This is a genomic window from Amphibacillus sediminis NBRC 103570 (assembly GCF_001552275.1).
Classification (GTDB): domain Bacteria; phylum Bacillota; class Bacilli; order Bacillales; family Amphibacillaceae; genus Amphibacillus_B; species Amphibacillus_B sediminis.
Genome location: NZ_BCQW01000001.1, coordinates 266,688 through 293,303 on the forward strand (window position 1 = coordinate 266,688; position 26,616 = coordinate 293,303).

Annotated in this window: 24 protein-coding genes; 1 reads left to right on the plus strand and 23 read right to left on the minus strand. The window is 38.3% G+C overall.

All coding sequences use genetic code 11. The features are described 5' to 3' along the window. Positions 1-338: 338 nt before the first annotated feature. The 19 genes from ASE01S_RS01325 to gpr form a co-directional block, all read right to left on the minus strand. Positions 339-827 carry a YqfB family membrane protein gene (locus tag ASE01S_RS01325; protein WP_067837056.1) on the minus strand — a complete coding sequence of 163 codons (489 nt, stop codon included), beginning with the start codon at positions 825-827 and terminating at the stop codon, positions 339-341. Between the two features lie 26 nt (positions 828-853). After that, a complete protein-coding gene (gene floA / locus ASE01S_RS01330; RefSeq protein WP_067837059.1) occupies positions 854-1,843 on the minus strand; it encodes a flotillin-like protein FloA in 990 nt (329 codons plus the stop codon). Further along, positions 1,844-3,187, minus strand: coding sequence for an NfeD family protein (locus tag ASE01S_RS01335; protein ID WP_067837063.1), 1,344 nt, complete (start codon positions 3,185-3,187; stop codon positions 1,844-1,846). A 149-nt stretch (positions 3,188-3,336) separates the two neighbouring features. After that, the gene (locus tag ASE01S_RS01340; protein WP_067837066.1) at positions 3,337-3,783 is read right to left on the minus strand and encodes a GatB/YqeY domain-containing protein; all 447 of its coding nucleotides are present in this window, start codon (positions 3,781-3,783) and stop codon (positions 3,337-3,339) included. Between the two features lie 59 nt (positions 3,784-3,842). Next, positions 3,843-4,016, minus strand: a complete 174-nt coding sequence (gene rpsU / locus ASE01S_RS01345) for a 30S ribosomal protein S21 (RefSeq protein WP_067837072.1) — start codon at positions 4,014-4,016, stop codon at positions 3,843-3,845. Positions 4,017-4,158: 142 nt separating this feature from the next. Beyond that, the gene (mtaB, locus tag ASE01S_RS01350) at positions 4,159-5,511 is read right to left on the minus strand and encodes a tRNA (N(6)-L-threonylcarbamoyladenosine(37)-C(2))-methylthiotransferase MtaB (RefSeq protein WP_067837492.1); all 1,353 of its coding nucleotides are present in this window, start codon (positions 5,509-5,511) and stop codon (positions 4,159-4,161) included. A 5-nt stretch (positions 5,512-5,516) separates the two neighbouring features. After that, complete coding sequence (locus tag ASE01S_RS01355; RefSeq protein WP_067837075.1) at positions 5,517-6,266, minus strand: 16S rRNA (uracil(1498)-N(3))-methyltransferase; 750 nt, start codon at positions 6,264-6,266, stop codon at positions 5,517-5,519. A gap of 15 nt (positions 6,267-6,281) precedes the next feature. Beyond that, positions 6,282-7,226 (minus strand): 50S ribosomal protein L11 methyltransferase, encoded by a 945-nt coding sequence (gene prmA / locus ASE01S_RS01360; protein ID WP_067837078.1) that lies wholly within the window; start codon positions 7,224-7,226, stop codon positions 6,282-6,284. Positions 7,227-7,267: 41 nt separating this feature from the next. After that, positions 7,268-8,392, minus strand: a complete 1,125-nt coding sequence (gene dnaJ / locus ASE01S_RS01365; RefSeq protein ID WP_067837081.1) for a molecular chaperone DnaJ — start codon at positions 8,390-8,392, stop codon at positions 7,268-7,270. A gap of 475 nt (positions 8,393-8,867) precedes the next feature. Beyond that, the gene (dnaK, locus tag ASE01S_RS01370; RefSeq protein WP_067837084.1) at positions 8,868-10,694 is read right to left on the minus strand and encodes a molecular chaperone DnaK; all 1,827 of its coding nucleotides are present in this window, start codon (positions 10,692-10,694) and stop codon (positions 8,868-8,870) included. Between the two features lie 31 nt (positions 10,695-10,725). Next, positions 10,726-11,310: a nucleotide exchange factor GrpE gene (gene grpE / locus ASE01S_RS01375; protein ID WP_067837087.1), complete on the minus strand. Its 585-nt coding sequence runs from the start codon at positions 11,308-11,310 to the stop codon at positions 10,726-10,728. A 146-nt stretch (positions 11,311-11,456) separates the two neighbouring features. Beyond that, on the minus strand, positions 11,457-12,476 hold the full coding sequence (gene hrcA / locus ASE01S_RS01380; protein ID WP_067837091.1) for a heat-inducible transcriptional repressor HrcA: 1,020 nt from the start codon (positions 12,474-12,476) through the stop codon (positions 11,457-11,459). A gap of 109 nt (positions 12,477-12,585) precedes the next feature. After that, positions 12,586-13,749 carry a radical SAM family heme chaperone HemW gene (gene hemW / locus ASE01S_RS01385; RefSeq protein ID WP_067837095.1) on the minus strand — a complete coding sequence of 388 codons (1,164 nt, stop codon included), beginning with the start codon at positions 13,747-13,749 and terminating at the stop codon, positions 12,586-12,588. A 400-nt stretch (positions 13,750-14,149) separates the two neighbouring features. Further along, positions 14,150-15,187, minus strand: coding sequence for a hypothetical protein (locus tag ASE01S_RS01390; protein WP_067837098.1), 1,038 nt, complete (start codon positions 15,185-15,187; stop codon positions 14,150-14,152). Positions 15,188-15,253: 66 nt separating this feature from the next. Then, positions 15,254-15,865 (minus strand): TetR/AcrR family transcriptional regulator, encoded by a 612-nt coding sequence (locus ASE01S_RS01395; RefSeq protein WP_067837102.1) that lies wholly within the window; start codon positions 15,863-15,865, stop codon positions 15,254-15,256. Positions 15,866-16,018: 153 nt separating this feature from the next. Then, positions 16,019-17,836, minus strand: a complete 1,818-nt coding sequence (gene lepA / locus ASE01S_RS01400) for a translation elongation factor 4 (protein WP_157065120.1) — start codon at positions 17,834-17,836, stop codon at positions 16,019-16,021. Positions 17,837-17,954: 118 nt separating this feature from the next. Next, positions 17,955-18,257, minus strand: a complete 303-nt coding sequence (locus tag ASE01S_RS01405; protein ID WP_067837111.1) for a hypothetical protein — start codon at positions 18,255-18,257, stop codon at positions 17,955-17,957. Positions 18,258-18,274: 17 nt separating this feature from the next. Then, on the minus strand, positions 18,275-19,426 hold the full coding sequence (gene spoIIP, locus ASE01S_RS01410) for a stage II sporulation protein P (protein ID WP_067837114.1): 1,152 nt from the start codon (positions 19,424-19,426) through the stop codon (positions 18,275-18,277). 72 nt (positions 19,427-19,498) lie between these two features. Then, the gene (gene gpr / locus ASE01S_RS01415) at positions 19,499-20,593 is read right to left on the minus strand and encodes a GPR endopeptidase (RefSeq protein WP_373277919.1); all 1,095 of its coding nucleotides are present in this window, start codon (positions 20,591-20,593) and stop codon (positions 19,499-19,501) included. Positions 20,594-21,043: 450 nt separating this feature from the next. Between gpr and rpsT the strand changes: the two genes are divergently transcribed. After that, a complete protein-coding gene (gene rpsT / locus ASE01S_RS01420; protein ID WP_067837120.1) occupies positions 21,044-21,310 on the plus strand; it encodes a 30S ribosomal protein S20 in 267 nt (88 codons plus the stop codon). Between the two features lie 433 nt (positions 21,311-21,743). Here rpsT and holA read toward each other — a convergent pair whose 3' ends face one another. From holA to ASE01S_RS01440, 4 genes are all read right to left on the minus strand, one after another. Continuing rightward, positions 21,744-22,793, minus strand: coding sequence for a DNA polymerase III subunit delta (gene holA / locus ASE01S_RS01425; RefSeq protein WP_067837124.1), 1,050 nt, complete (start codon positions 22,791-22,793; stop codon positions 21,744-21,746). Between the two features lie 349 nt (positions 22,794-23,142). Then, positions 23,143-25,410: a DNA internalization-related competence protein ComEC/Rec2 gene (locus tag ASE01S_RS01430; protein ID WP_067837128.1), complete on the minus strand. Its 2,268-nt coding sequence runs from the start codon at positions 25,408-25,410 to the stop codon at positions 23,143-23,145. Positions 25,411-25,421: 11 nt separating this feature from the next. Beyond that, positions 25,422-25,883: a ComE operon protein 2 gene (locus ASE01S_RS01435; RefSeq protein WP_067837132.1), complete on the minus strand. Its 462-nt coding sequence runs from the start codon at positions 25,881-25,883 to the stop codon at positions 25,422-25,424. Between the two features lie 43 nt (positions 25,884-25,926). Further along, entirely contained in the window at positions 25,927-26,541 is a 615-nt protein-coding gene (locus tag ASE01S_RS01440) for a helix-hairpin-helix domain-containing protein (RefSeq protein WP_067837136.1), read from the minus strand. Positions 26,542-26,616: the final 75 nt, after the last annotated feature.

The window sequence follows — 26,616 nt, forward strand, 5'->3', positions numbered from 1 at the left end:
GCCACCATTTCATTATATGCTTTGATAATTAGAAAATCCAAACATATTTTCAATTATTTTGATATATGTATAAGTCTATGAAAGTTCAACAGTCCATTATATGGACGAAAATTGTTGCAGAAATGTTTCATCTTAATAAAAAAATATTACAAAAATATCCGAGCAGCTTATATTTTCTTATTAAGAAAAACCAGGGAGATGGCGCCGGTTTTTTGAAAAACTTTTGCAAACAAAGTTTTTTTAATGATATCACTTGGATTGTTTAAGCTCTTAATGTTGAGCAGTCCATATAAAAATAACCAAGTAGTTCTACTTGGTTATTTTTAAGGTAAGGCTTATTATCTCACTGATCGGATTGAATAAGGTTTTTTTGAGCGTGGTGGCCCTAAAACCTCCGCCATGACAACACTTGTAGCTAAACCTTTTCCACTAATGTTCCGTTTTATATTAAAGGATTTTGATTTAGCAGCGTTATCTCGACTTCTGTTAGTTGAAACTGACTTTCTGCTCGAATTTCTGGTAACAGATTGTAAATGTCTAATTTTTTGTTCACGTTTATCAGTTAAGGTTTGCTTTAATTGTTCAAGCTGGGCCTTTTTGTCTACCTCTGAACTCGACTTTGCTTGATTCTTAACTTGATTTGGTTTGCGATTAGGCGTTTCTGATCGCATTGTTTGTCTCTGTTGCATGGTAGACTTTGGTTGGTTAACCATCGGTCTACGCTTAGCTTGTTGCTCTTTTTCACTTTGATTACCAACATAATTCTTGAACAAGCTGCCGCCTATGATAAGAAAAAAGGTTATGACTGGAACGATAAGATCTTCCATCAGCTCACGCCCTTCAAATTACTTGATTATTCTTCATCAGAATCATCTTCTGTCATTTTGCCGATTGAATCTCTCATATCCGTATCTGCATTGATATTCTTATAATTCATATAGTCCATGACACCTAAGTTTCCAGATCGTAATGCTTCAGCTAAAGCTAAAGGTACATCAGCTTCCGCTTCCACTACTTTAGCACGCATTTCTTGAACACGCGCTACCATCTCTTGTTCTTGCGCCACGGCCATTGCCCGTCGCTCTTCGGCTTTTGCCTGAGCAATGTTCTTATCAGCTTCTGCTTGATCAGTCTGTAAAATCGCTCCGATATTTTTGCCGATGTCAACATCTGCAATATCAATCGACAGAATCTCAAATGCAGTTCCTGCATCAAGACCACGATTTAAGACATTGTGAGAGATGGAATCTGGATTCTCAAGTACCATTTTATGTGAAGTTGAGCTACCAATGGTACTAACAACACCCTCACCTACACGAGCAATAACGGTTTCCTCGCCTGCCCCTCCGACTAAGCGATCAATGTTCGCTCGAACAGTGATTCTTGCCTTTGCTTTCACCTCGATACCATCCATTGCAATACCAGCAATAAATGGTGTTTCAATGACTTTAGGATTAACACTCATTTGAACGGCTTCAAGTACATCACGACCAGCCAAATCAATGGCTGCACCTCGTTCAAAGCTTAATTCAATATTTGCACGTTGCGCGGCAATTAACGCATTAACTACACGGTCAACATTACCACCCGCTAAATAGTGACTTTCCAATTGATTAATCGAAACACCCACCCCAGCTTTATGTGCTTTAATTAGTGGATTAATCACACGATTTGGTACAACACGACGCAACCGCATACCAATTAGCGTAAAAATACTTACACGTACACCAGCAGCTAAGGCACTAATCCAAAGCGCTACTGGAATGAACGTTAATAAAATGACAACTAAGATAATGATTATACCAATAAGAATAACTGGCATAAATTCAAGAAATGGATCCATCTAATCTTCCTCCTTCTGCAATTTCTCTCTAACAACAATCCGCGAGCCCGCAACACTAATAACCTCAATGGTTTTATTATGCGTAATAAAACCGCCTTCTGTGACAACATCTATTCGCTCATTGTTAATTTTAGCTGCCCCGGATGGTCTTAGTGGCGTAACAGTGATACCTTCTTGCCCCAACAACTCTTCACGACTGATCGTGGAAACATAGCCGCGGTCGGGGGTTTCTGCATCGTTAAGAATGATGTGCTTAAATAATCCTTTTTCAAGACCAATGCGCTTGTATAAGATCACAGCTACAGTTATCGTCACAACTAAAGCAATCAGTAGACTTATGCTCATTTGACGAATATTTCCTGAAGCAAAGAACATGGAGGCGACAATACTTAGTGTCCCAAGCGCTCCCAACACACCTCCTGGAACAAAAAATTCCGCTACAATTAAGCTGATTCCGATTACAACAAGGGCTAGGACCTCGTAACCAGCAAGACCAGCGACTGCATGACCATAAAAGAATAGAATTAATGATGAGATACCAATTGATCCGGGCACACCAAAGCCTGGAGAATATATCTCAACAATTAAACCAAGCCCAGCTAAAGAAAGCAATATTGAGATCACAGTTGAATTGGTTAAAAAGCGAGCAATCTCCTCTGCAATAGTCGGTTCAACTTCTACTATTTCTGCCTTTGAAAGATCCAATTGGTTAAGTAATTCAGTTCGATGATTTACTGTCCCTTCGGAATAGCCTACTTCTAGAGCTGCTGTCGGTCCTAATGTCAGATATTTACCAGCAGGGGCATTGTATTCAGGTAAATCAATACTTGGATCAGCCATTGCTTCTGCATACAAGCGGTCTCTCCCTTTAGCCTCAGCAGCACTTGCCATCGCCTCTAGCCAATAAGACTGCGCCTTATCATCTGCAGCATTACCATCACCCGTGATGATACCGCTCGCCCCCATTGTTGCTTGAGGATTCATGTAAATATAATCGGCAAATAAAGCAATATAAGAACCTGCTGATAAAGCTTGGCTTCGTATGTATGCTGTCATCGGAATATCGATAGCCTGTAAAATCTCTCCTATATTATTGGCTGCATCCACACGTCCTCCTGGGGTATTAATTTCAAAGATAATATGATCGGCATTTTCTTCGATAGCCTCTGTCGTCGTTCGACGCAGAAATGCCTCTAAACCACGCTCTACTTCTTTTTCAATTGGAATGATGTAGACAAGTTGGCCTTCGCCATCTGTTTGAGCATAGATTACTTTTGACTGAATCAAAAACAGTGCATTGATCATTATGATTAGAATGGCCATATATCTTAACCGTATACGCATTACACCACCTCCTTTACTCCACCCACGGAAAGTGTTATAAAAGCTAAAGCATTTACTTCCTTTCTAGTATATCATGAACAAAGCAAAAAATCCCCTACCATACTTAAATATGGTAAGGGACTTTTGCTTTATTTGGCTTTCATTGTGTATTATGATAAATGCTTTTGAACGAGTTTGTTCACTTCTGTTCCATCCGCTTTGCCTTTAACTTTTGGCATAAGCGCACCCATCACTTTACCCATTTCTTTCTTCGAGGTTGCCTTAACCTCTGCAATTGTCTCTATTACAATCTGTTCGAGCTCTTCTGCAGATAACTGCTCTGGCATATAGGCTTGTAAAACATCTAATTCAACCGTTAAATTTTCTACAAGATCATCGCGTCCAGCTTCTTTAAACTCACGGAGGGAATCTTTTCTTTGTTTTAGCTCACGAGCTAAAACCGTTAGTTCTTCTTCTTCTGATAAATTGTCTTTACCAAGCTTTATTGCTTCATTTTGTAATGAAGCCTTTACCATCCGAATAACACTAAGCTTCTGCTTTTCCTTATTACGCATGGCTTGTTTCATATCTTGATTCAGACTTTCTAACAATGACATTCCTTCTACACCCTCTTTATAAGAATGGATAAAATAATTATCTATTCTTATATTAAAAATTACTTACGCTTTCTTGCCGCCTCAGACTTTTTCTTGCGACGAACACTTGGTTTTTCATAAAATTCACGCTTACGATATTCTGACAATGTACCTGATTTTGATACACTGCGTTTAAAGCGACGAAGAGCATCTTCAAGAGACTCGTTTTTACGAACGCGAGTTGTATTTGACATGCTAATTTCCCTCCCTCCGAAGCATCCAACAATTTATAAGACAGATGTACACGATGCATTTGTCTCTATGACATTATAATATAACGCTTTTACTAGGTCAACTTTATATTTATTAGCAAACTAATTGAACGTAAAAGCCTTCTTAGCTTGATAGAGTTGAAGTTAGGTTTGGTGAATCCATCACACGAACAAAACTTCCTACATTAACTGGATAACCAGCTTTGGTAATTTTAACTCGAACAATTTTTCCAATCAATTCTGCTGGACCAGTGAACTGTACTTTCAAATAATTATCAGAATAGCCAATCAATAGTTGTTCCCCTTCTTCATGCTGTTCAACCTCTTCAGGAATAACCTCAACCACTTCACCTTCATAATTAGAGGCGTAAGCTTTAGCTTGTTGTTCTGATAAAGCTATCAATTGATGAACACGATGATTCTTGACCTCATCATCTACTTGATCATCCATTTTAGCCGCTGGAGTTCCTGTCCGTTTCGAATATGGAAACACATGAAGTTCAGAAAAACCTATTTCTTGAATAAATTGATAAGTCTCTAAAAATTCTTCGTCTGTTTCACCCGGAAAACCAACAATAACATCAGAAGTAATTGCTAATCCAGGCAATGCTTGTTTCAAGCGATCAATCTGTTGTTTATAGAACGAAGTCGTATATTTTCGACGCATTCGTTCCAATACTCGATCAGATCCTGCTTGTAATGGAACATGCAAGTGGCGTACGATTTTTTCTGAGCGGTCAATAACTTGCATGACCTTTTCTGTAATTTGGCTAGCTTCAATGGAAGAAATTCGAATCCGTTTTAGTCCATTTACTTTTGTCTCTAAATCCGTAAGTAAATCGGCAAAGTCGTAATCTTTAAAGTCTTCTCCATATCCAGCGGTGTGGATGCCTGTTAAAACAATTTCTTGATAACCTGCTTCAACAAGTTGTTGCGCTTGTTTTAAGACATTTTCAGGTTTTCTAGAGCGTAGTAGGCCTCGGGACCAAGGAATAATGCAGAATGTGCAAAAATTATTGCAGCCTTCTTGAATTTTAAGTGAAGCACGTGTACGGTCAGAAAAGACTGGGACATCCATTTCTTCAAATACGCGATTTTTCATGATGTTAGCTACACCATTAATCGGCTGACGAGTTTGCTGGTGCTCCTCAATATAGGCAAGCATTTTATTACGATCTTGCGTACCAACAACAACATCTACTCCTGGAATCTCCATAATTTCTCCTGGAGAAATTTGAGCATAACAACCCGTGACACAAACAATGGCTTCCGGGTTTTTCCGAATAGCACGTCTAATAACCTGTCTACTTTTTTTATCTCCTGTATTGGTCACCGTACATGTATTAATAACATAAACATCAGCTTCTCGGTCAAAGTCCACCCGTTCATAGCCCTGTTCTTTAAATTTTTGCCAAATACCTTCAGTTTCATAATGATTTACTTTACAGCCTAGTGTGTGAAAAGCCACTGTTGTCAATGAAATCACTCCGTTTCCTCGAAGTAGTATGATAAACTAGCCAATGCGTATAACGATGCTGTTTCAGTTCTTAAAATGCGCGGACCTAGTCTGACTGGAATAAATTCTGCTTGATAAAGCTTTTCTACTTCTGATTCGGTTAAACCACCTTCAGGTCCAATGACGAATAGCGCACTATCATGCTCTTGAATAGCTTGATAATATTGATCTAGTTTCTTTACTTTAATATCTCTTGTTGTCTCCTCATAGGCAACAAATTTATGATCAAATGACTGACTTGCTTGAATCAGCTGATTCAAATTATGCCATGACTTAATACTTGGTAGTATCGAACGATGTGCTTGTTCACTTGCCTCTTTCGCAATTTTTTGCCACCGCTCACGCTTTTTTGTCTGCTTCTTCTCATCCCATTTTACAATAGACCGCGTCGCTTGAAATGGAATAAAGCCATGAGCACCTAACTCAGTACCTTTTTGAATAATGAAGTCAAATTTATCACCTTTTGGTATTCCTTGAGCAACCATAACATGAATGGGCAGTTCAGCAGTATGTGATACCCACTTCAATATTGTTAATTTAATCGTATCAGAAATAGCCTCAATTTGGCAGACTGCAGATCGACCTGCTGTGTTTGTACACGTCACCTGATCTCCTATCCCCATCCGCATTACTCTAGCAATATGATGGACATCATCACCCGTAATGGTAACCGTATCTCTGTCCCAATTCTGTTGATCAACAAAATAGCGTTGCATGTATTCTCCACCTCTTTATTGATAAGGTTTTTGGGCAATTATGGAGATCCAGTCTTCCATTTGATTGACCTCAACAATATCAAAGCCTGCTTTCACTAAGGCCTGTTTTACGTCTTGTTTTCTTGCTTGGATAATACCAGATGTTATAAAGAGACCACCGGGTTTAAGTAAACGAAAGGCATCCTTTTCAAATCGTAATATAACCTCGGCCAATATATTGGCAACAATCATATCTGGATTAATCTCCACATGATTCAGTAGATTATTTTGTTTAACCGTGACAATATTGTCGACCTTATTTAGCTTGGTATTTATTTTTGCTGCCTTTACTGCTATATCATCAAGGTCATAGCCAAAGACAGCTTTCGCACCAAGTAAAGCAGCTGTAATACTTAAAACTCCTGAACCTGTTCCAACATCAATGACTGTCTGGTCTGATTGAAGATACTTTTCTAATGCCTGTATACTTAAAACTGTTGTTGGGTGTGTCCCCGTACCGAAAGCCATCCCCGGATCCAATTCAATTATTAACTCATCTGTTGAAACAGGTTGATAATTCTCCCAAGTTGGGGTAATCGTAATGCGGCCTGAAATTTTAACAGGTTTATAGTATTTCTTCCATGCCGATGCCCATTCCTCTTCATTAACTTCACTTACAGTAATCCGATTGTGTCCGAGATCAATATTATAAACAAGCAATTGATTTATCGCTTGTTTTATTTGTTCAACTGATTCCCCTAGAAAACTATTAATCGGCAAGTATGCTTTTAACACAACACCCTCTTCAGGATAATCAGTGGGATCTAACTCATATATTTCACCAAATTCGGTCGATCTCTCTCTGCCAAAATCCTCAGCGTCTTCTATAACAACCCCACTAGCGCCGGCTTCGTGGAGAATGTTTGATATTGGTTCAATCGCTTCATTTGTCGTATGAATACACAATTCAGACCATTTCACATTGATCAACTCTTTTCCTTAGGGAATTAATTTGAACCAGCTTATTCACCCTTAAATGCTCGCTTCACCTTGCTAAAAAAAGATTCTTCATTTTCCCCTGTTGGCTCATAGCCGCTCAAGTCATTAAATTCACGTAATAATTCTTTCTGTTTAGCTGTCAGATTAGTAGGCGTAATAATTCGCATCCGAACGTGCTGATCACCATGACCGTAGCCTCGTACATTTGGTGCACCTTTCCCTTTTAGCCTAAAGGTTTTACCTGTTTGTGTCCCTGCAGGGATCTTAAGTTTTACCTTACCATGAACAGTTGGAATCTCAATTTCATCTCCAAGTGCGGCTTGAGCATAAGTTAACGGCATTTCACAAAAAATATGGTCGCCATCTCTTTCGTAAAACTCATGTGCCTTAACTTGTACCACAACGTATAAATCACCAGCAGGTCCGCCATTAACCCCAGGTTCCCCTTGACCAGCGATTCGAATCTGTTGACCATCATCAATACCCGCCGGGATACTGATGTGTATTTTCTTCTGTTTTTTGACTTTACCTTTTCCATGACAGGTTGAGCATTTCTCTTTAATCTGTTTACCTGTTCCATTACAGTAATGGCAAACTCGCTTATTTACAACACGGCCAAATGGTGTATTTTGTTCCATGTTAAGCTGCCCACTACCTTTACAATGGGTACATGTTTCAGGATGCGTTCCTGGTTTTGCTCCTGATCCATGGCAGGTTTCACACGTTTCGTCTTTAGGGATACGAATATCGGTTTCTTTACCAAAGATCGCCTCTTCAAATTCAAGCACCATTGTATATTGAAGGTCGTTACCTTGTCTAGGTGCATTTGGATCTCTACGACCGCCCCCGCCAAAGAACATATCAAAGATGTCGCCAAAGCCGCCAAAGTCTTCCCCACCAAAGCCACTGCCGCCAAAGCCTTGGCTTTGAGGACCAGCATGCCCAAATTGGTCATATTGGGCTCTTTTCTGATCATTATTTAGGACTTCATATGCTTCTTTAGCTTCTTTAAATTTATCAGGGGCATCCGGATCTTTATTAACATCCGGATGATATTTTCGAGCTAATTTTCGATAGGCTTTTTTTATTTCTTCTTTTGATGCACTTTTACTCACGCCTAATACTTCATAATAATCACGCTTGCTCATATCTCTAGTCACTCCCGTCTCATCTACTGCATAACTTTTATCATAACACTAAAGGCTGTACCTAAACAACTATCTATTTTAATTGTATTTCTGCTTCTTAAATGTCGATGTCCTTAAATAATTTTCGAGTGCTCCCATTGATAAAGAAAAACTTCGTTCAGTGGGGGGGTTCGACGCATAGGATGTGCTCGTGCAGACGTTGTGACATAACGTCGCAAACTTAGTCAGCTTCCTCTCTCCCACACTGAACGTTAGTTGAACCAATCGGGCTTTTACTGGCTGTTGGATCTCCCGCTTAGACATGACGAGTTCCTTTATTTCTTGAAGTGGGAGGCCTACAAAAGCCCTTCGATGGGGCGAGTAATCGCAGCCCCAGCCAGTTACACTGCGATAAAGTAAAGAAACATTTCACGCTAACAGGACAAAAGTCAAAGCCAAGTATAACCTGACTTTGACTTCTAGAACTTTACCATTTTTATTTATTTTCTTCGTCATCTACTTCTTCGTAATCAGCATCGACAACATCATCAGCCCCAGATTGCTCTGCCCCTTGTTGAGCTTGCGCAGCCTCTTGTGCTTGCTGGTAAAGCTTCATTGATAAGCCTTGAACCTCTTGCTCTAAAGCTTCCTTCTTGGCTTTAATCGCTTCGAGATCGTTATTTTCGAGTGCTGTTTTCAATTCATCTTTAGCCGCTTCAGCTTTTTTCTTCTCATCTTCTGAAACTTTATCACCGAGATCTTTAAGAACTTTATCTGTCTGGAAGACAAGTTGATCGGCTTCATTGCGCAAATCAATTTCCTCGCGGCGCTTTTTATCCGCTTCTGCATTCTCTTCAGCGTCTTTAATCATTTGATCAACTTCTTCATCAGAAAGACCTGAAGATGATTTAATGGTAATGGATTGTTCTTTATTTGTACCTAAGTCCTTCGCACGAACGTTTACGATTCCGTTTGCATCGATATCAAATGATACCTCAATTTGCGGAACTCCTCGAGGAGCTGGTGGAATATCGGTTAATTGGAAGCGACCAAGGGTTTTGTTGTCTGCTGCCATCTCGCGCTCCCCTTGGAGAACGTGAATATCTACCGCTGTTTGATTATCTGCTGCAGTAGAGAATACCTGAGAATGACTGGTAGGAATTGTTGTATTTCGCTCTATTAATTTTGTTGTTACCCCACCCATCGTTTCAATACCTAATGATAATGGTGTAACATCAAGGAGAACGACGTCTTTTACATCACCTTGCAGCACGCCCCCTTGAATAGCCGCACCTAATGCCACAACTTCATCCGGATTAACACCTTTTGAAGGCTCTTGTCCTATCTCTCTTTTAATCGCTTCTTGTACAGCAGGAATACGTGTTGATCCACCTACTAGCAATACTTTATTAATGTCAGATGCACTTAATCCTGCATCCTTTAGAGCTTGTCGGGTTGGACCCATTGTCCGTTCGACTAAATCTGCAGAAAGCTCATCAAATTTAGCACGTGTCAAACTCATTTCTAAGTGCAGTGGTCCAGCCTCACCAGCTGTAATAAACGGTAATGAAATTTGTGTCTGGCCAACACCGGATAGATCTTTTTTCGCTTTTTCAGCAGCATCCTTTAGGCGTTGAAGAGCCATCTTATCTTGGGAAAGATCAATACCATTTTCTTTTTTAAATTCTGCTACCATGTGATCGATAATGACTTGGTCAAAATCGTCACCACCCAGTCGATTATCACCTGCAGTTGCGACTACTTCAAATGTACCATCACCAATATCTAAGATTGACACATCAAATGTACCGCCACCAAGGTCATAAACAAGGACAGTCTGATCTTGATCTCCTTTATCAATTCCATATGCTAATGCAGCTGCTGTCGGCTCATTAATAATACGCTCAACTTCTAATCCGGCAATTTTACCGGCATCCTTTGTTGCTTGACGCTCAGCATCATTAAAATAGGCAGGTACGGTAATAACTGCTTTTTCAACCTTTTCGCCTAAATAATCTTCAGCATATGATTTAATATACTGTAAAATAATGGCGGAAATTTCCTGAGGTGTATAAGCTTTACCTTCAATCTCGACTTTGTAATCTGTACCCATATGACGTTTAATTGATAAAATCGTATTTGGGTTTGTAATCGCTTGGCGTTTAGCGACTTCGCCTACCTGGCGCTCTCCATTTTTGAATGAAACAACAGAAGCTGTTGTTCGGCTCCCTTCTGGGTTTGGAATAACTTTGGCTTCTCCACCTTCCATTACTGACACACAAGAGTTAGTTGTACCTAAATCAATACCGATAATTTTACTCATCTTCTATTTCCTCCTTCATTTACCTATGTAACTATTGATTGACCTTCACCATTGCTGGTCTAATCACACGATCTTTTAGGCGATAGCCTTTTTGCATTTCTTCAACAACTGTGTTGGACTCGTAGCTATCATCTTCTACCTGTAACACAGCTTGATGGACATTAGGATCAAATGGCTGTCCGACCGTTTCAATTACTTCGACTCCTTCCTTTTCGAGAGCAGTCTGTAATTGTCGGTAGACCATTTCAATTCCTTCTACAAAAGATTGTGCTTGTTCGCTATCTGGCTTCGTTTGTAAAGCACGCTCAAAGTTGTCAACAACGGGTAATAATTCCGTTACAAGCGATTGGGACTTGTATTTAAGATCAGCAGCTTTTTCTCGTTGAGTACGTTTACGGAAATTATCGTACTCTGCTTGAATCCGTAATAATTTTTGGTAGATCTCTTCTTTTTCTGCTTCTAGCTGCTTCAGTTCATCACTTACAGCTTCAGAGTCATGATCATTATCATCAACAAGTTCTTGTTCTACATCTGTTACAACCTCTTCTTCAGTTGTATCTTTCTCAGCTTTATTTATATCCTGATCATCATGCTTGGTTTTATTTGTTTCCTCCATGATGTTCACCTCCTATATGATACACTTCTAAAATTAATTAACTCGCCAATAAGGTAAGTTTGCATAGCAAGGAAGCAGCAAGGAAGACGCAAATGAATTTAAATGCGAATTCCTTGCCGTCCAAAAAATCAACTGAATAAACATTATTACCATTGGTGGAATGTATCAGACATTTGATTTGATAAAAGATTTAATAATGAAATAACCCTAGAATATTCCATCCGTTTAGGTCCTAATAAAGCAATGGTTCCAACTTGCTCACCAGCTAGTGAGTAAGTAGCAGTAATAAGGCTACAATCCTGCATTTCATGTACTTTGTTCTCTTGTCCAATCGATATTTGAATTCCCTGCTGATTCGACCTTAGCACTTTAGCCATTAAATCCTCTTTCTCTATAATAGAATAAAGAGAATGAACTTTTGTAACGTCACTGAATTCAGGCTGAAGCATCATATTGGTGATACCACCAATATAAACATTTGTTGGCTGTTGATCAAACAATGCTCCTTTTAAGTAGCTAAAAGCTATTTCAACATCATTAACATATTGATTTATAATTAATGACAATTCTTTCTGTAGCCGATCATGCAACTCTACTATCGGGATACCAACCAACTTTTCATTTAAAATGTTGACAAGTTTCTCCAAATCAGAAGCTTTAATTTGAGCTGGTATCGAGAAAGAACGATGCTCAACATGTCCTGTATTCGTAACTAAAATGGCGATAGCAGTACTTGGAGATAAGTGAACAATTTGTAATTGTTTAAGTGTGGTCGCATAAACCTCAGGACCCAAAATAATCGACGTGTAATTGGTTAAATCAGACAAAACACGAACAGACTTCTGGACCACTTGCTCAAATTCTACTAAATCTTGTTCAAAGACACTTGTTATCTCCCGCTGATCTTTAGCTGACAGGTGAAACGGCAATAACAAATGATCAACATAGAAACGATAACCTTTTTCTGATGGTACACGTCCTGACGATGAATGGGTTTTTTCAATAAACCCCATTTCTTCCAAATCCGCCATTTCATTACGAATGGTAGCAGGACTGAACGTTATTTGCTCTTTTTTTGATATTGCTCGGGAACCTATCGGTTGAGCCGTTTGAATGAACTCATCAATAATCACCTGCAATATCAAAAGTTGACGGTTGGTTAACATTGATGATCACCTCTGTTAGCACTCTTACCTATCGAGTGCTAATTCTATTAATAAAGTATCAAATCCATATGAAGTTGTCAATGCTCTTGCTTAAAAACCATGCCGTCGTCTATTTGATTATTGACTCAATCTCATCATCTAATAAAAACTGTTGAAAGACATCATTACCAAATAATTGTCCCTGCTCTGTCATGCGAATACCATCTTGAAATTCTTCTAACCATCCTTTTGCGATTAGCGTTTGAATCTGTTGATCATACAATCGCTCCAGTGCGACACCATACTTTGACGAAAAAGTTGTCCTACTCACACCAGATCGTTTCCTAAGCCCAAGAAACAGTTCTTCTTCAATCTGCTCCTTTTTGCCTATCCTTTCTACATGCAAAACAGGACGCCCAGTGTTTTTAGCTTCTTTAACATATGCCGGAAAAGGACGTAGATTAACAATCCTTTGACCAGGTAAATAACCATGTGCACCTGCACCAAATCCATAATAATGCTGATTATCCCAATAGGTTAAGTTATGTTGACTTTCAGCACCCATCTCAGCAAAATTACTAATTTCATATTGATGCTTGCCATGTCGCTCCATTTCCTGGATCAAGAGTTGAAACATTTCGGCTTCTATTTCTTCAGGTGGCTTATTTAGTTTCCCCTTTTGATAACGTTGATAAAAAATGGTCTTTGGCTCAATTTGCAAACAATATGATGAATAATGCGGTAAATCATAAGAAAGTGCTTTAGCAATAGAAGCTCGAAAGCCATCGACCGTTTGGCCCGGTAAGCCATACATTAAATCAATGCTAACATTATTAAGATCGTGTTTGTGAAGCATATCAATATTGTGGTCGACATCCTTAACACGATGTAATCGGCCAAGCTCCTCTAGTAACTGATTATCAAATACTTGAACCCCCATTGAGATACGATTAACTCCATATGCTTTTAGCAATTTAATCTTATCTTCATTTAAATCACCCGGATTAGCCTCAAATGTATATTCTTTAACTAAGTCAATAGCAAAATGTCGTTCAATGAGTTTGAGAAGTGTCTTAAGTTGAGTAACATTTAGTGCTGTTGGCGTTCCGCCACCTACAAATATAGTTCGCATCGCCTTCTTACTATCATCATCCTTGAAATAATAGTCCATTTCTTTTGCTAATGCGATTAAATAATCATCCGCCATCTGCTCCTGATAAAAGAACTTGGTAAAATCACAATAATGACAAATTTTCTCACAGAAAGGAATGTGTATATAGACTGAATTAATCATCGTTTATTTCTCCTTTCTACATAGAACTTTCAAATGTTAATCCGACAATTACAAAAGCAAGGTCATGTTTATCCTTCATGTATCTTAGTACATCTCATTTTATTAATCAAGTTATTCTACTGAAGTTACAGTTGAATTTATCAAATAGGAGAGCCTAACTGTTAAATCGAAGTTAACGGAAATGTGTCAATTTGCATAAAGTGAAATTTCGTTCAGTGGGGGGTTCGACGCATAGGTGAAGCTAAAGGGTTGGGTGATTGACCTGATCATAATGGATCTAGCAGATCATATTTAGTAAACAAGAAAAAAGCGAGCCCAAATGACTCGCGGTCAAAAGTAAATTATTTTGGTGAGGCAGTTTTGCCTTTTTAACGATTTAGCAAACAAGAGAAGACGTTCTCTATTCTATGATCAGATCACTAACCCGATGTCGAACGGATTCATGATAAGTATTCTCTTTCTCAGAAAAACCTATAATTTGGACAACCTCACCCTTCAGTTCAAACACTTCTCTCATGCTATGGTAGAGCTGATCCATCCCCTCTAACGGTTGTAAGATTTGGACGGCAGGTCGTAAGGTGTACCCATTTATATGTTGAGGTAATTGGGCGATCACTTCACCTACTTGAATATAATCTGAAGGCGACGGATTATCAATGGTCAAGACAAGATAATGCTCTTCTTTTTCTAACCTTTGTTCAAAACTAGAGATGGTTGACTGTCCAAAGCTACTCCATTTTGCTGTGATACCAACAATTGGTTGCACAAAAGTCCTGAATGGTGGTCGAATATTATTCAAAGATAAGCCGTATTTGTATTTGTTTTTCTCCCACTTTGTAAAGCGAAATACGGACAACATTTCCTCCATTGCATCTTGATCTTCAGCTTCAATTACAGTTGCATGATATAAGTAGTTTTGGAATTGCGGTAGGTTATCTTTATCGATCCATTTAACTTCTAAGGTTGGAATAAGGTCATGCATAAGAAGTGTCAGCTCGTCATAGTTAATTTCTTTCTTGTCAGAGCTATTGCCAATTGATGCGGTTGACAAAGTATCCATGTCCGATTTCGTGTCACTGTTAGTGGTCAAAGTGGCAATTAATGGATGAGATTGATTCATATCAAGCTGATGATAGGCAATATCAAGCTCTACTCCTAATTGTGAAGCAGCATTTCTTATTGTGCTGAGAAACGTGCCTTGTCCCATTAAAAGCTGTTTATAATCTGGATCAATCACAGGTAGATGCTTATCAAGATCAGCATATAATGAGAAAGTGTTTTGATCGATCATCTTAATTTTCCATGGCTGCATATTATGGCTACTTGCAGCATTAATGCCAGCTTGGATTAATTGAAACTGTAATTTTGTCATCATGCTCTTCTCTGGATCATAGCTATCTTTTGATATATCATATGTACTGCGTAAAAAAACTACCATCCCAAATCACCATGCCAATTACAAGACAAATCAACACAATAAACACGATCATGCATCTTTTCAACATCATTGTTCCACCCCCAACAGGACTTGCTTAGCTAAATTTACTTGTGTCTCTATAATCTTTTGAATTGTCATGCCATAGTAATGCTCTAGCCATGCTCCCTTACTATTGATCAATTGAGCCACCCCCTGAATATGCCCCCATAAAAATATAGCTAAATGTTGATCATAGATCGCAGGATCTAAATCTAATCTATGAAAAACTTGGATTAGTTCGAACTGGTTAGCAATCAAGCCGATTTCTTCTACTTTTTTTCTGTTTGACTCGATATATTTTCGTTCATCAAATCCAACTATCAAACTGCTCTCAATTGGACAATTCTGCATAAAGGAAAGATAGGCCATTCCTAGATTACAAATCTTGTCCACAGCCGTTTCGCCCTTCGATATTCCGATCTCCATTTTGCTACACAAAGCGACGAAGCTCCTTTTTACCAATTCCAAATACATGTCATCTTGACTTTGAAAATAACGATAAAGCGTCCGTTTGCTAATAGCTGCCTTCTTACAAATGTCATTACTCGATAACTCATCCCATCTTTTTTCTTTTAACAGATCATAAAGTGACTGGATAATTTGTTCACGAATGAGCTGCTTTCTTGCTTCTCTGTTCACAAAAACCCCCCCACACAAAAAAGTATACTATCAGTTTACTTTTTAATCATACGTTGATTCAGTTTTGGCGTCAAGACCTAAAAATCGTAAAAAAAACAAAACAACGCGGGATTTCATATGAAATCCCGCGTTGTTTTAGCATTGTTCGCTGTATTATTCGTCATCCATTCTTAAAACAGCCATAAAGGCTTCTTGTGGAACTTCAACTGAGCCCACCATTTTCATCCTTTTCTTACCCTCTTTTTGCTTCTCTAAAAGCTTCCGTTTACGTGTAATGTCACCACCATAGCATTTGGATAAGACATTTTTCCGCATAGCTTTAATGTTTGATCGAGCAATAATTTTATTGCCAATTGCAGCTTGAACGGGTACCTCAAATTGCTGTCTTGGAATTAATGTCTTTAATTTCTCAACAATTTGTTTACCTCGATCGAACGAGAAGTCTTGATGGACAATAAAGGACAAAGCATCTATCGTTTCACCATTCAATAGAATATCCATTTTGACAAGCTTAGATGGTTTGTATCCCTTAAGTTCATAATCAAACGAGGCATAACCTTTAGTTTGTGACTTTAAAGAATCAAAAAAGTCGTATACAATTTCCGCTAAAGGAATATCGTAAATAACATTAACACGATTCTCATCTAAGTACTGCATGTCAATAAAATCTCCACGTTTTTTTTGACACAATTCCATCACAGCACCAACATAATCATTCGGCACCATAACAGTTGCTTTAACATACGGCTCTAGTACCTGTTCAATCGACTGACTATCAGGCATAAACGATGGATTATCAATATTGATAGTCGATCCATCTGTTTTCTTTACCTGATAGATAACACTTGGTGCTGTTGTAATAAGATCGATGTTAAACTCACGTTCAATACGCTCTTGAATAATCTCCATATGCAGCAACCCTAAAAAGCCACATCGGAAGCCAAACCCTAAAGCCTGAGAGGTTTCGGCCTCATACTGTAACGATGAATCATTTAGCTCTAACCGCTCTAAAGCTTCACGTAAATCATTGTATTTACTTGCATCAATAGGGTATAATCCACAAAATACCATTGGATTTAATTTGCGATAGCCTGGTAATGCTTCTGATGCTGGGTTATTGGCTAATGTAATTGTATCCCCTACTCTCGAATCACCGACATTTTTAATCGATGCCGTTAAGTAGCCAACATCACCAACTTGTAATTCCTGAAGTGGAACGGGCTTAGGGTTAAACACACCAACTTCATTAACCTCGAATTCTTTACCGGTTGCCATCATCTTGATTTTATCACCGACTTTAACCTTACCTTCTTTAACTCTTATATAGGCAACTACCCCTCGATATGGGTCGTATAAAGAATCGAATATCAGAGCTTGTAACGGATGATTCACGTCACCATCAGGAGCAGGAATCCGATCTACTACAGCTTCTAAAATCGATTCAATTCCAATACCTGATTTGGCACTGACAAGTAAGGCTTCTTCCCCATCAATACCGATCACATCCGTAATCTCTTGCTTTACTCGCTCGGGATCAGCACTTGGCAGGTCAATTTTGTTAATGACAGGGATGATCTCCAAATCATTATCTAAGGCCAAGTATACGTTCGCTAACGTTTGTGCTTCAATGCCTTGTGCAGCATCAACGACAAGAATAGCCCCTTCGCAAGCAGCTAAGCTTCGGGATACTTCATAGGTGAAATCAACATGTCCTGGTGTATCAATTAAATGAAAAATATATTCTTCACCATCATGGTGCTGATATTTTAGCTGGACTGCATTTAATTTGATCGTAATACCACGTTCACGCTCTAAGTCCATGGCATCAAGAAATTGCTCCTTCATCTCACGATGAGTCAAGGCTTTCGTCTTCTCTAAAATACGATCGGCTAAAGTTGATTTGCCATGGTCTATGTGTGCAATAATCGAAAAGTTACGCACACGACTTTGTTCTCTATCTTTTGTCACTATTCATTCACTCCTATTTTCTACGGACCACAATACTAGGTTGATTATAGCAGTGATAGACATTTCATTCAATTATTTTCTATAAGCAAACTGCTATCCATATCAAATAACGTCAATAGATTTAGATGATATGAGCTAGATCACTAACAAGTTTTATGATTCCTTCATAAAAGAGCTGGCCGGTTCTCTCAATGAACGTAGCAATCGAATATGTCAAAGAAGAAGTGGGGTCAATGTTGTGATTAACGATTACTTCAGGGGCATGTTCGATAAACTCAAGCTCTAGATCTGCGTTTATGCTCGTATCTTCTATCAACTCGATTTGAGTATTGACCGGTTCTTCAGACTGGTTAGCCATTCCTAATGTGAGACCAAACACGAATATAAAAGCAATGATCAGCAAGCGAAAGATGGTTTTGAACATTAAACTTCCCTCCATGATTAATTTTGTCCGCTTACAGGCTCCGCATCCCAATACAATTCGGCAAAGACTTTTGCTAATGCATCAGCAGAACGATATAATTCAGTTAATGTATTATCAACACCACCAAATTCAATCAAGAGTGCTTGATTAGACACGTGCTGATTATAGACACCATTTCGACCAGCACCGCCCATTTCAACAACACCTCTGCTTATTCCTGGATACATGTCCTCAAGACGTTCATGTAAATCTTTAGCAAATTCAATATTCTTCTCATTACCTTCAAAATCTGCACCTACAACAAAAAATAATCGCGCATAATCCTCCCCATCAATCGTCATAGTCGTATCATCTTTTCTACGGCTATCTCGGTGTATATCAAAGATATAACTTATGGTTTCATTTTGAGCGATCGCTTCTTCAACAACTGGAAGTGAGGCATCATACGACTGCCAATACTCCCATCCTTTATCATGAAGTACTTTGGTAAAGTCTGTTTGATCTACTAATGTACCTATTCCGTGTTTGCCTAAGGCTTGCTTCAATCGTTCACTGACGAGCGTAACATTTATTTCTGAATGAAAAGCTGCATTAGGATCAGTAACATCGTCAAGATGAGGAAGGAAAGATTCTCGGTTATGGGTATTATAGATAAACACACGGTAATCACTCATATCTATTATTTCCTCATCACTAGACTCCAGCTCATCCGAATCCGAATCGCTTGCTACTCGATCCTCAAGAATCACATCTAAAGGTGCCTCAGATTCAACAGGTAAATTGGCATAAGTCGTGTCAGTTTGTCCAATAATAATGCGATGTTGATAAGGATAAAAACCGGGTAATTCATGGCCAAATAATGTACGTAAATCTGTTCGATTAAGCTGTGTCGTAAATTGCAACAGTAACTCAGACCATGATATATCTGGGATAAGGTCTTGGTATTGATCGCGTAACGGCTTAAACTCTAACGCCATTAATGATAAATAAAAGGAAGTATCCACACTAGAGGTAACAGATGTTAGAATGGGATGTGATGCTCTCTTTCCTAGAGAGAGCGAAGCAATTAAACCAATTGTTGCATGAATTAAAATGCAAATCACAAACCAAATGACTAACCCTTTTACAATGGATGGCTCTTGTATGCTTATTTTTTTTCCTTTAGACATAAGCAATCCTACTTTCTCTAATTGACTTAATAGACTATATGATAGAGAAAGCAGGATTAGAACTCGAAATTATTAACGGGTGGCACTATTGGCAAGATCGCTGTCTATCTGTGTATGAAGTGCGCCATTTATGCCATTTGCAATTAAATGAGCCATATCATGGATCAGACCATCAATCTCTTTTGGCGTTACCATCAGATTATGACCTAAGGGGCTTAACACTTCTTTAATCAATTGTCGTTTCTCGACTTCTGTAAGCGATCCTATCATACCAAAAATAGCCTGTCGTTTCTCGAGCTGAGGCAGGTCCTCCTCTGTTAAGGTCTTCCCTCCAAAAGTCATACTAGCGGGCGCTAAACGTCGAGAAGGTTTATCCCCTTCTTTAAGTTCTCGGCCAATATGTTTAAAGACATAATCAATAGTATCACTCGTAATCGTTACAGCGTCAACGACCGTTGGCACACCAATAGCAATCACTGGAATGCCAAATGTTTCATAGCTTAGTTCCTTACGTTTATTACCTACTCCGGAACCTGGGTGAATTCCCGTATCCGATAGTTGAATCGTTTGATTCACACGATCAATTGATCGTGATGCCAATGCATCGATCGCAATAATAAAATCTGGTTTTACTTGTTCAATCACGCCTTTTATGATATCACTTGTCTCTACACCTGTTACACCCATAACCCCTGGTGAAAAAGCAGCTACCGGTCGGTAGCCATCCGCAACCGTTTCAGGATGATAATCAAATAGATGTTTAGTTACTAACACTTTCTTAACTGCTTGTGGTCCTAACGCATCTGGTGTTACATAATCATTCCCCAGACCAACCACTAAGCAACTTGCATCTTTAGCAATGTTTTTCTCCTCTAAGAGATTTGCTAGTAAAGTGCTTAAAAGCTCAGCAGCCTTTTGTTGAGCATTACTATCTTGATTTTTAACGGCATCTGTTTCGATAGTAATATAGTGACCTGCTTTTTTATTTATCCGTTGTTCTCCCTCTTGATTTACTTTGACATGAGTAACGGTAAGTCCGTTCAATTTTTCTTCATTGACAATAACTCCAGTTTGTTGTTGTTCTGGTATATCTTGCTTGACATACATTTCTTTTGCTTCTACCGCCAAGTCCGTTCGAATGCTTTCTTCCGAATGTTTCTCCATAATCACACCTCATCCTTTATTAATGATTGATCTCTTTGATCAAAACCAAACTTGATATTTATTTCTTATCAACATGGTATTCTGTTTCTAAAACATTAGGGTTGATCCTTTTTTACGTTGTATCACTTGAAGCGTGTATTCTCTTCTTAGAAAATAATTGGTCTGTCTGCTTTTTTCACTAGGATTTCTACAAAATAATTAATGGTTACACTAATTCAGTTGATTAAAAATAATTGGCAGCTGGTAGGTTAGATAGGATAGTGTTGTAACCAAATAGCAATCTAAGCGTATGTTTTTAATCCTTGCTGTTCATACTTTTACCGAAACAGCCTATTTTCATACAATTACATGACTGAACCAAGATTTTTATTGAAAACTTATCCAAGCTTTGATACAATGTCATTTGTTCCATAATATTTTTTTATGGATGTGAACAGGTGGAGGTGAAAAGAAATGGCTAATATTAAATCAGCAATCAAACGTATCCGTATTAATGAAGACCATCGTGCTCAAAATGCTTCAGTAAAATCAGAAATGCGTACTAAAATTAAGCGCGTTGAACAACTCGTAAGTGAAAGCAATACCGAGGAAGCTAAAGTAGCCCTAAAAGACGCGATTAAAAAAATTGATAAAGCCGTTCAAAAAGGCATTATTCATCAAAATAGCGGTGATCGTCAAAAATCACGCTTAACTAAAAAAGTTAATCAACTTGGTGCATAATGCAATATGATGACCAACGTAAAAACGATCCTTTTTTTAAAGGATCGTTTTTGCTTTCTGCTCATTGCTATGTTTTTAAAACTGTAGCTACTTTTTGAAACAAGTGCGCTTTGGCGTATTTTTGCCGAGTTTTACCAAACTTCCTCTCAATAAAGTGAAACTTCGTTCAGTGGAGGTTTCGACGCACAGGATATGCTCGTGCAGACGTTGCGATATGACGTCGCGAACTTAGTCAGCTTCCTCTCTCCCCCACTGAACGTGAGTTGAAGCAATCAGGCCGTTACTGGCTGTTGAATCTCCACTTAGACATGACGTGTTCCTTCTTTCTTGAAGTGAGAGGCTTCTGCTGAATGAAGTTAAAAACATTTGGTATTTGATTAGGACTTTTATGCCATAGCTCTTTTCCATCAACTTTCGTGTTCAATAGCGCTTGCTAGTGCACACTTCTAACTGGTTTATCCCTCTCAATTAAACGATATAGTAATAATTCAAATGCTAAACTTTTGTCAAGCTTTCCTTGTTTAATATCACTGTCTGTCTGTGTACATTGATTCAGCGCTTGATAGATCTGTTCTAAACTAAAGGCTTTTTCTCGCTCTGAAGCCATTTTAATCACATAAGGATGGACCTTTAATTGCTGTGCCATTTGCTTTTGACTGTATCCCTTTTGTTTAAGAATTTTAACTTGATATAGGGTTCGTAATTGTGAAGCAAGCAATGCCAATAAAGCAATCGGCTCCTCATTTACTCGGATCAAATCACGAAAAGTTGAAATAGCCTTGATTAAGTCCTGCTCCATCACGGTATCAACAAGTTTTAAGCCAGAAGCGTGACCTTGATGTGCAATTAAATCTTTGGCTAACTCAATCGAAACCTGCTTTTGATCACCTACTGCCAAAGCAAGCTTTTCAATCTCTTTCTCAATTAGAGCCAAGTTTGTTCCTGCTTCTTGCATTAATAAATCTTGACTAGCTTGATCGAGGGCAATACCATATTGATTAGATAGGTGTGTAATCCATTTATCTAAATGCCATGACTTGACCTCTTCACATTGAACCGTGAATGCCTGCTTTTTTAAAGTCTTAGTAATTTTTTTACGTTCATCGAGCTTTTCATATGGAGCAATTAAAATTAATGTTGAAAAATCAACAGGATTATTTATGTAAGCTAGTAACGACTCCAGGTTATGTTCAACAGGGGCTTTCTCTTGTTTCGCTGTTAAAAAATATGCATAGTTGGCTATCACAACTTTTTCAGAACCGAAAAAAGGATACGTTTCTACCTCAAGTAAAACATCCTCTATTGATACATCCATTAGATCATAGCGAAGAACATTATCATCTCGATCCTCATGATCAATAACCTGGTTCAATATCGTTGCGATTGTCTGCTCGATTAAATACCGCTCCTGACCGTAAATTAAATAAATCGATGCAAGTTTTTTTTGTTTCCTTATCTCTTCTATAGCTTCAAGATAGGTCATATTGGTCCTTCCTTCCCTCAAAACAGCCTTCCTTTATTATCGTAAGGGTTGTTTAGCTTTTTGACAAGCATGAAAAAAGAAAGGGGCAATAACCCCTTTCTTTATCTATATAAACGGCTAATAAAAAGACCTAGGACCCTTTTATTAACCGATATTTTATATAGAAATACACATCCAGCGAGTAGCCGATATGGTGTAGCAACGGAGATTAAAATTACAAAAATTACCTTATAACTTTCTAAATATCGTCCCCCGCAGTTCTATTTTGACCAAACAGATTGTTTCTACGCCTGTTAACTGTTGCTAAGACAGTTAATTATCGCTGTTTTTCTATATTCTCACTGATAGTCTATGGATAAAACGTAAAAAATGTTCCATGTGGTTTATTTTGGTGATACAAAAATTGCACGGCCCCATGCTTATCTGTTCGATAAATGCTAATCTGATGTGAACGCAACCGACTAATAACATCATCACTCGGATGATTGTAGCGATTATTTCTTCCAACTGAAATGAGTGCGACGTCTGGTTGAAACTGCTCTAAAAAAGGAGCTGAAGTAGAGGAGGCACTGCCATGATGGGCGACTGAAAGGACATCAATGTGATATTTGAATGGAGCTTGTACCATTTTTAATTCTACCTGTTCACTAATATCACCTGTTAACAGCCAGTTCATATTAGCAAATTGTGTTAATAACACTAAAGAATTATCATTCTCATTTCCCCAGTCTTGCGATGGACTTAGAACGAAAAAGGATTGAGGGCCGATATTAAATGCTTGTCCTGCTTTTACCTTATTATATTTGATATTCGTCGGCTTTATTAATGTAAGGATCTGTTCGGAACCTTGAAAAAAATAACTCGTAATAATCGTTTCTACGCTAAAATCCTCAAGTAAATAATCTAAACTTCCAGTATGATCAAGGTCATCATGTGACAAAATAATCGCATCAATATGTTTAATCCCAGATTGATAAAGATAAGGTTTGATCACCTCTTGGTAAACTTGATTTGATGCCGTAACAAAGTCGAAATCAGGTCGCGCACCTAAATCATAAATGATAACACCTTGACGATATGGAAGTTCCATAACAAGGGCATTAGCCTGACCTAAATCAAGCATGGTAATCTTACCAAATGGACTAATATATGGTTTGATTTGCTGAAAACCAACAATGATTAAAATTGAGATTAACGCCAGCCAGCATGTTGGTTTATTTTTTTGTTCTAAAGCATACATAAGCATAAATAAAGCAAGATAATAAAGAACAAGGGAATAACGTGGAAACTCACCTAAAATAAGCGGATGAAAGAGATGGTCATCGATTGTTAGCAAAAGTTTTAATATCGGTTCATGAATTGTAAAAAAAATAACGTCAAGTAGTTGTGCCAAGGAAGGGAAGAGTAAGAAAGCAAATAAAATAAAAAACAGAAATGGAATGACAAACAAGGTAAAATATCCAGAGAAAAGCGGATTAACGATTAAGCTAAGGGGATTCAAATAATAAAAACGTTGAATTTGCAATGGCAAAACAACGAGCATACTTAATGCACCAATGAAATATCCTTTGAGTAATGGATGAGTCAAACGTTTTAGGAGCTTCCTAGATAAAATAAGGGAGAACGTGACGAGATAGGAAAATTGAAAACCAAGATGGTAAATCCATTGGGGACTGACAATTAATAAGCAAATAAAAGACAAGCTAAGATAATCATGTTTTGCAAGTTTATACTGGTTAAACAAAGTGAAAAAGCTCAGGGCACTAACTAAGCTTGCCCGCCAAACGGAAGGGGATCCACCAGTGAAAAAAGGAAAAACGCTTAAAAAGACAAACAGTACTTGACTGCTTCGTTCTTTCGTCAAGTAACCAATGTGAATCAACAAAAGAGTCAAAATCATGATAACGATCGACAGGTGTAGGCCTGAAATAGCCAGAACATGACTTAAATGCCAGCGTTGGAAGAGCTCAATATAATCTTGGTCAATCCCATCTCTATTCCCTAGTGTAATAGCATTGAGCCAAGAAGCTGTAGCTGGACTAAGACTCTGATTAATTCTATCCATTAAAATATGCCGTAGCTCGACACCTTTGCCAATAAAATGACCACCTTGGCAATGGATCTGGTTCACATCATTAATATTCAATTGATAATGAATGTTTTGCCTAGCTAAATATGCTCTATAATCAAATTGGCCAGGATTGGTTGCTTGACTAGGTAAAACAACCTCTCCTGTTAAATGACAAGTCGCACCCGAAACAAGACTAGGTTGATTAGCTGAAAAATTATTAATTTGAATGAGGTGATCGGTTTGTTCCTCGATCACGACAAAAGAACTGTAATGCTCCCTAATTTGGTTAATTTGCTGAATCGTCCCTGTTATCTGAACAAAATCCTGATTAGGCGGTTTATCGATCATTTCCACCTTGGGAAAGTACCAAGCAAAAAAAACACTCGTTACAAATAAAATGAAACACTCGATCAAACGCAAGCGTCTTTTCCAATAGGCCAGAGCTAGTAAAAAAATCCAGACCCCTGTAATGATCAAAGAATGAGGGCCAGCTATCAAAAAACCAATCATTGTCGCAATTACAAATAAGTGGCCTTTTCCTCTCATTTCATCCCCCTTTAAGGTTGATGTGGTAGTAAATTTAATACTTGATCAGCTAACGGAACACATTCTACCTTTATCCCTGCTTCATTAAATAGCTCATAAGCATAAGGATGATTTTTATAATCCGTAGCATAATAAACGGTTTGAATCCCAGCTTGGATAATTGATTTACAACATTGCAAGCAAGGGAAATGTGTCACATAAATTTCAGCTTGATCAGTTGGAACACCAAACTTAGCGCACTGTAAAATGGCATTCATTTCTGCATGAACTGTCCGAACACAATGACCATCAATAACATAGCATCCTTTATCGATACAATGATCACTTCCTGAAACACTCCCATTGTAACCGCCTGCTATGATCCGCTTGTCCCTAACAATTGTAGCTCCAACAGTTAGACGCTCGCACGTACTTCTTAATGCTAATAGATGGCTTTGAGCCATAAAATATTGATGCCAGGATATTCTCTCCATTTACCTTTACTCCTTTAACCTATAAAGTCTCAACATAACCAATTTACGGTACGACAACATGCTCGCTTAGTTGCTCCACGGTCTTCTTACCAATACCGTTTACTTTTTCTAAATCATCGATGGTGTTGAATAAACCATTAGCTTCCCTATACTCTATCATAGCTTGGGCTTTGGTAGCTCCAATACCAGGTAAGGTCTCAAGCTCAGCCTGTGTTGCCAGATTAACTTTTATTTTATCATGGTTAGACATATTATGGGATACCGAATTATTTTGCTCGGTAAAATAGGGAACATAGATAACCATTTCATCATAAACCTTTTCTGCTAAATTGATTTGATCTTGATCCGCTTCTTGATTAAAGCCTCCAGCCTGTTGTATCACATCCTTGATTCGGGTATGAGGAGAAACAATGTAGACTCCTGGGGACTCAACAGCACCTTTTACATCGACAGCTATTTCTGAATTTACTTGTTCTTCTTGTTCTAATGGTTGATCTACTTGAATTAGCTCATGATCATCGAATTGAGTAAAAGTGGCGTTAGCACTGTTTAGTTGAGGAGTTGATTGGCGGACATTGCGGACTAATTCCAAACCGAATCCAAAAAGCAGTAGGAGGAGAAAACTAACTAGAATGATATGTTCTTTTAGCCATTTCATGGGTCACCTCTAAGCATTAGAGTAGATAAGCATGAGGAGGTAATCAAGGAATGAGGAAAATATCCTGACGATTTT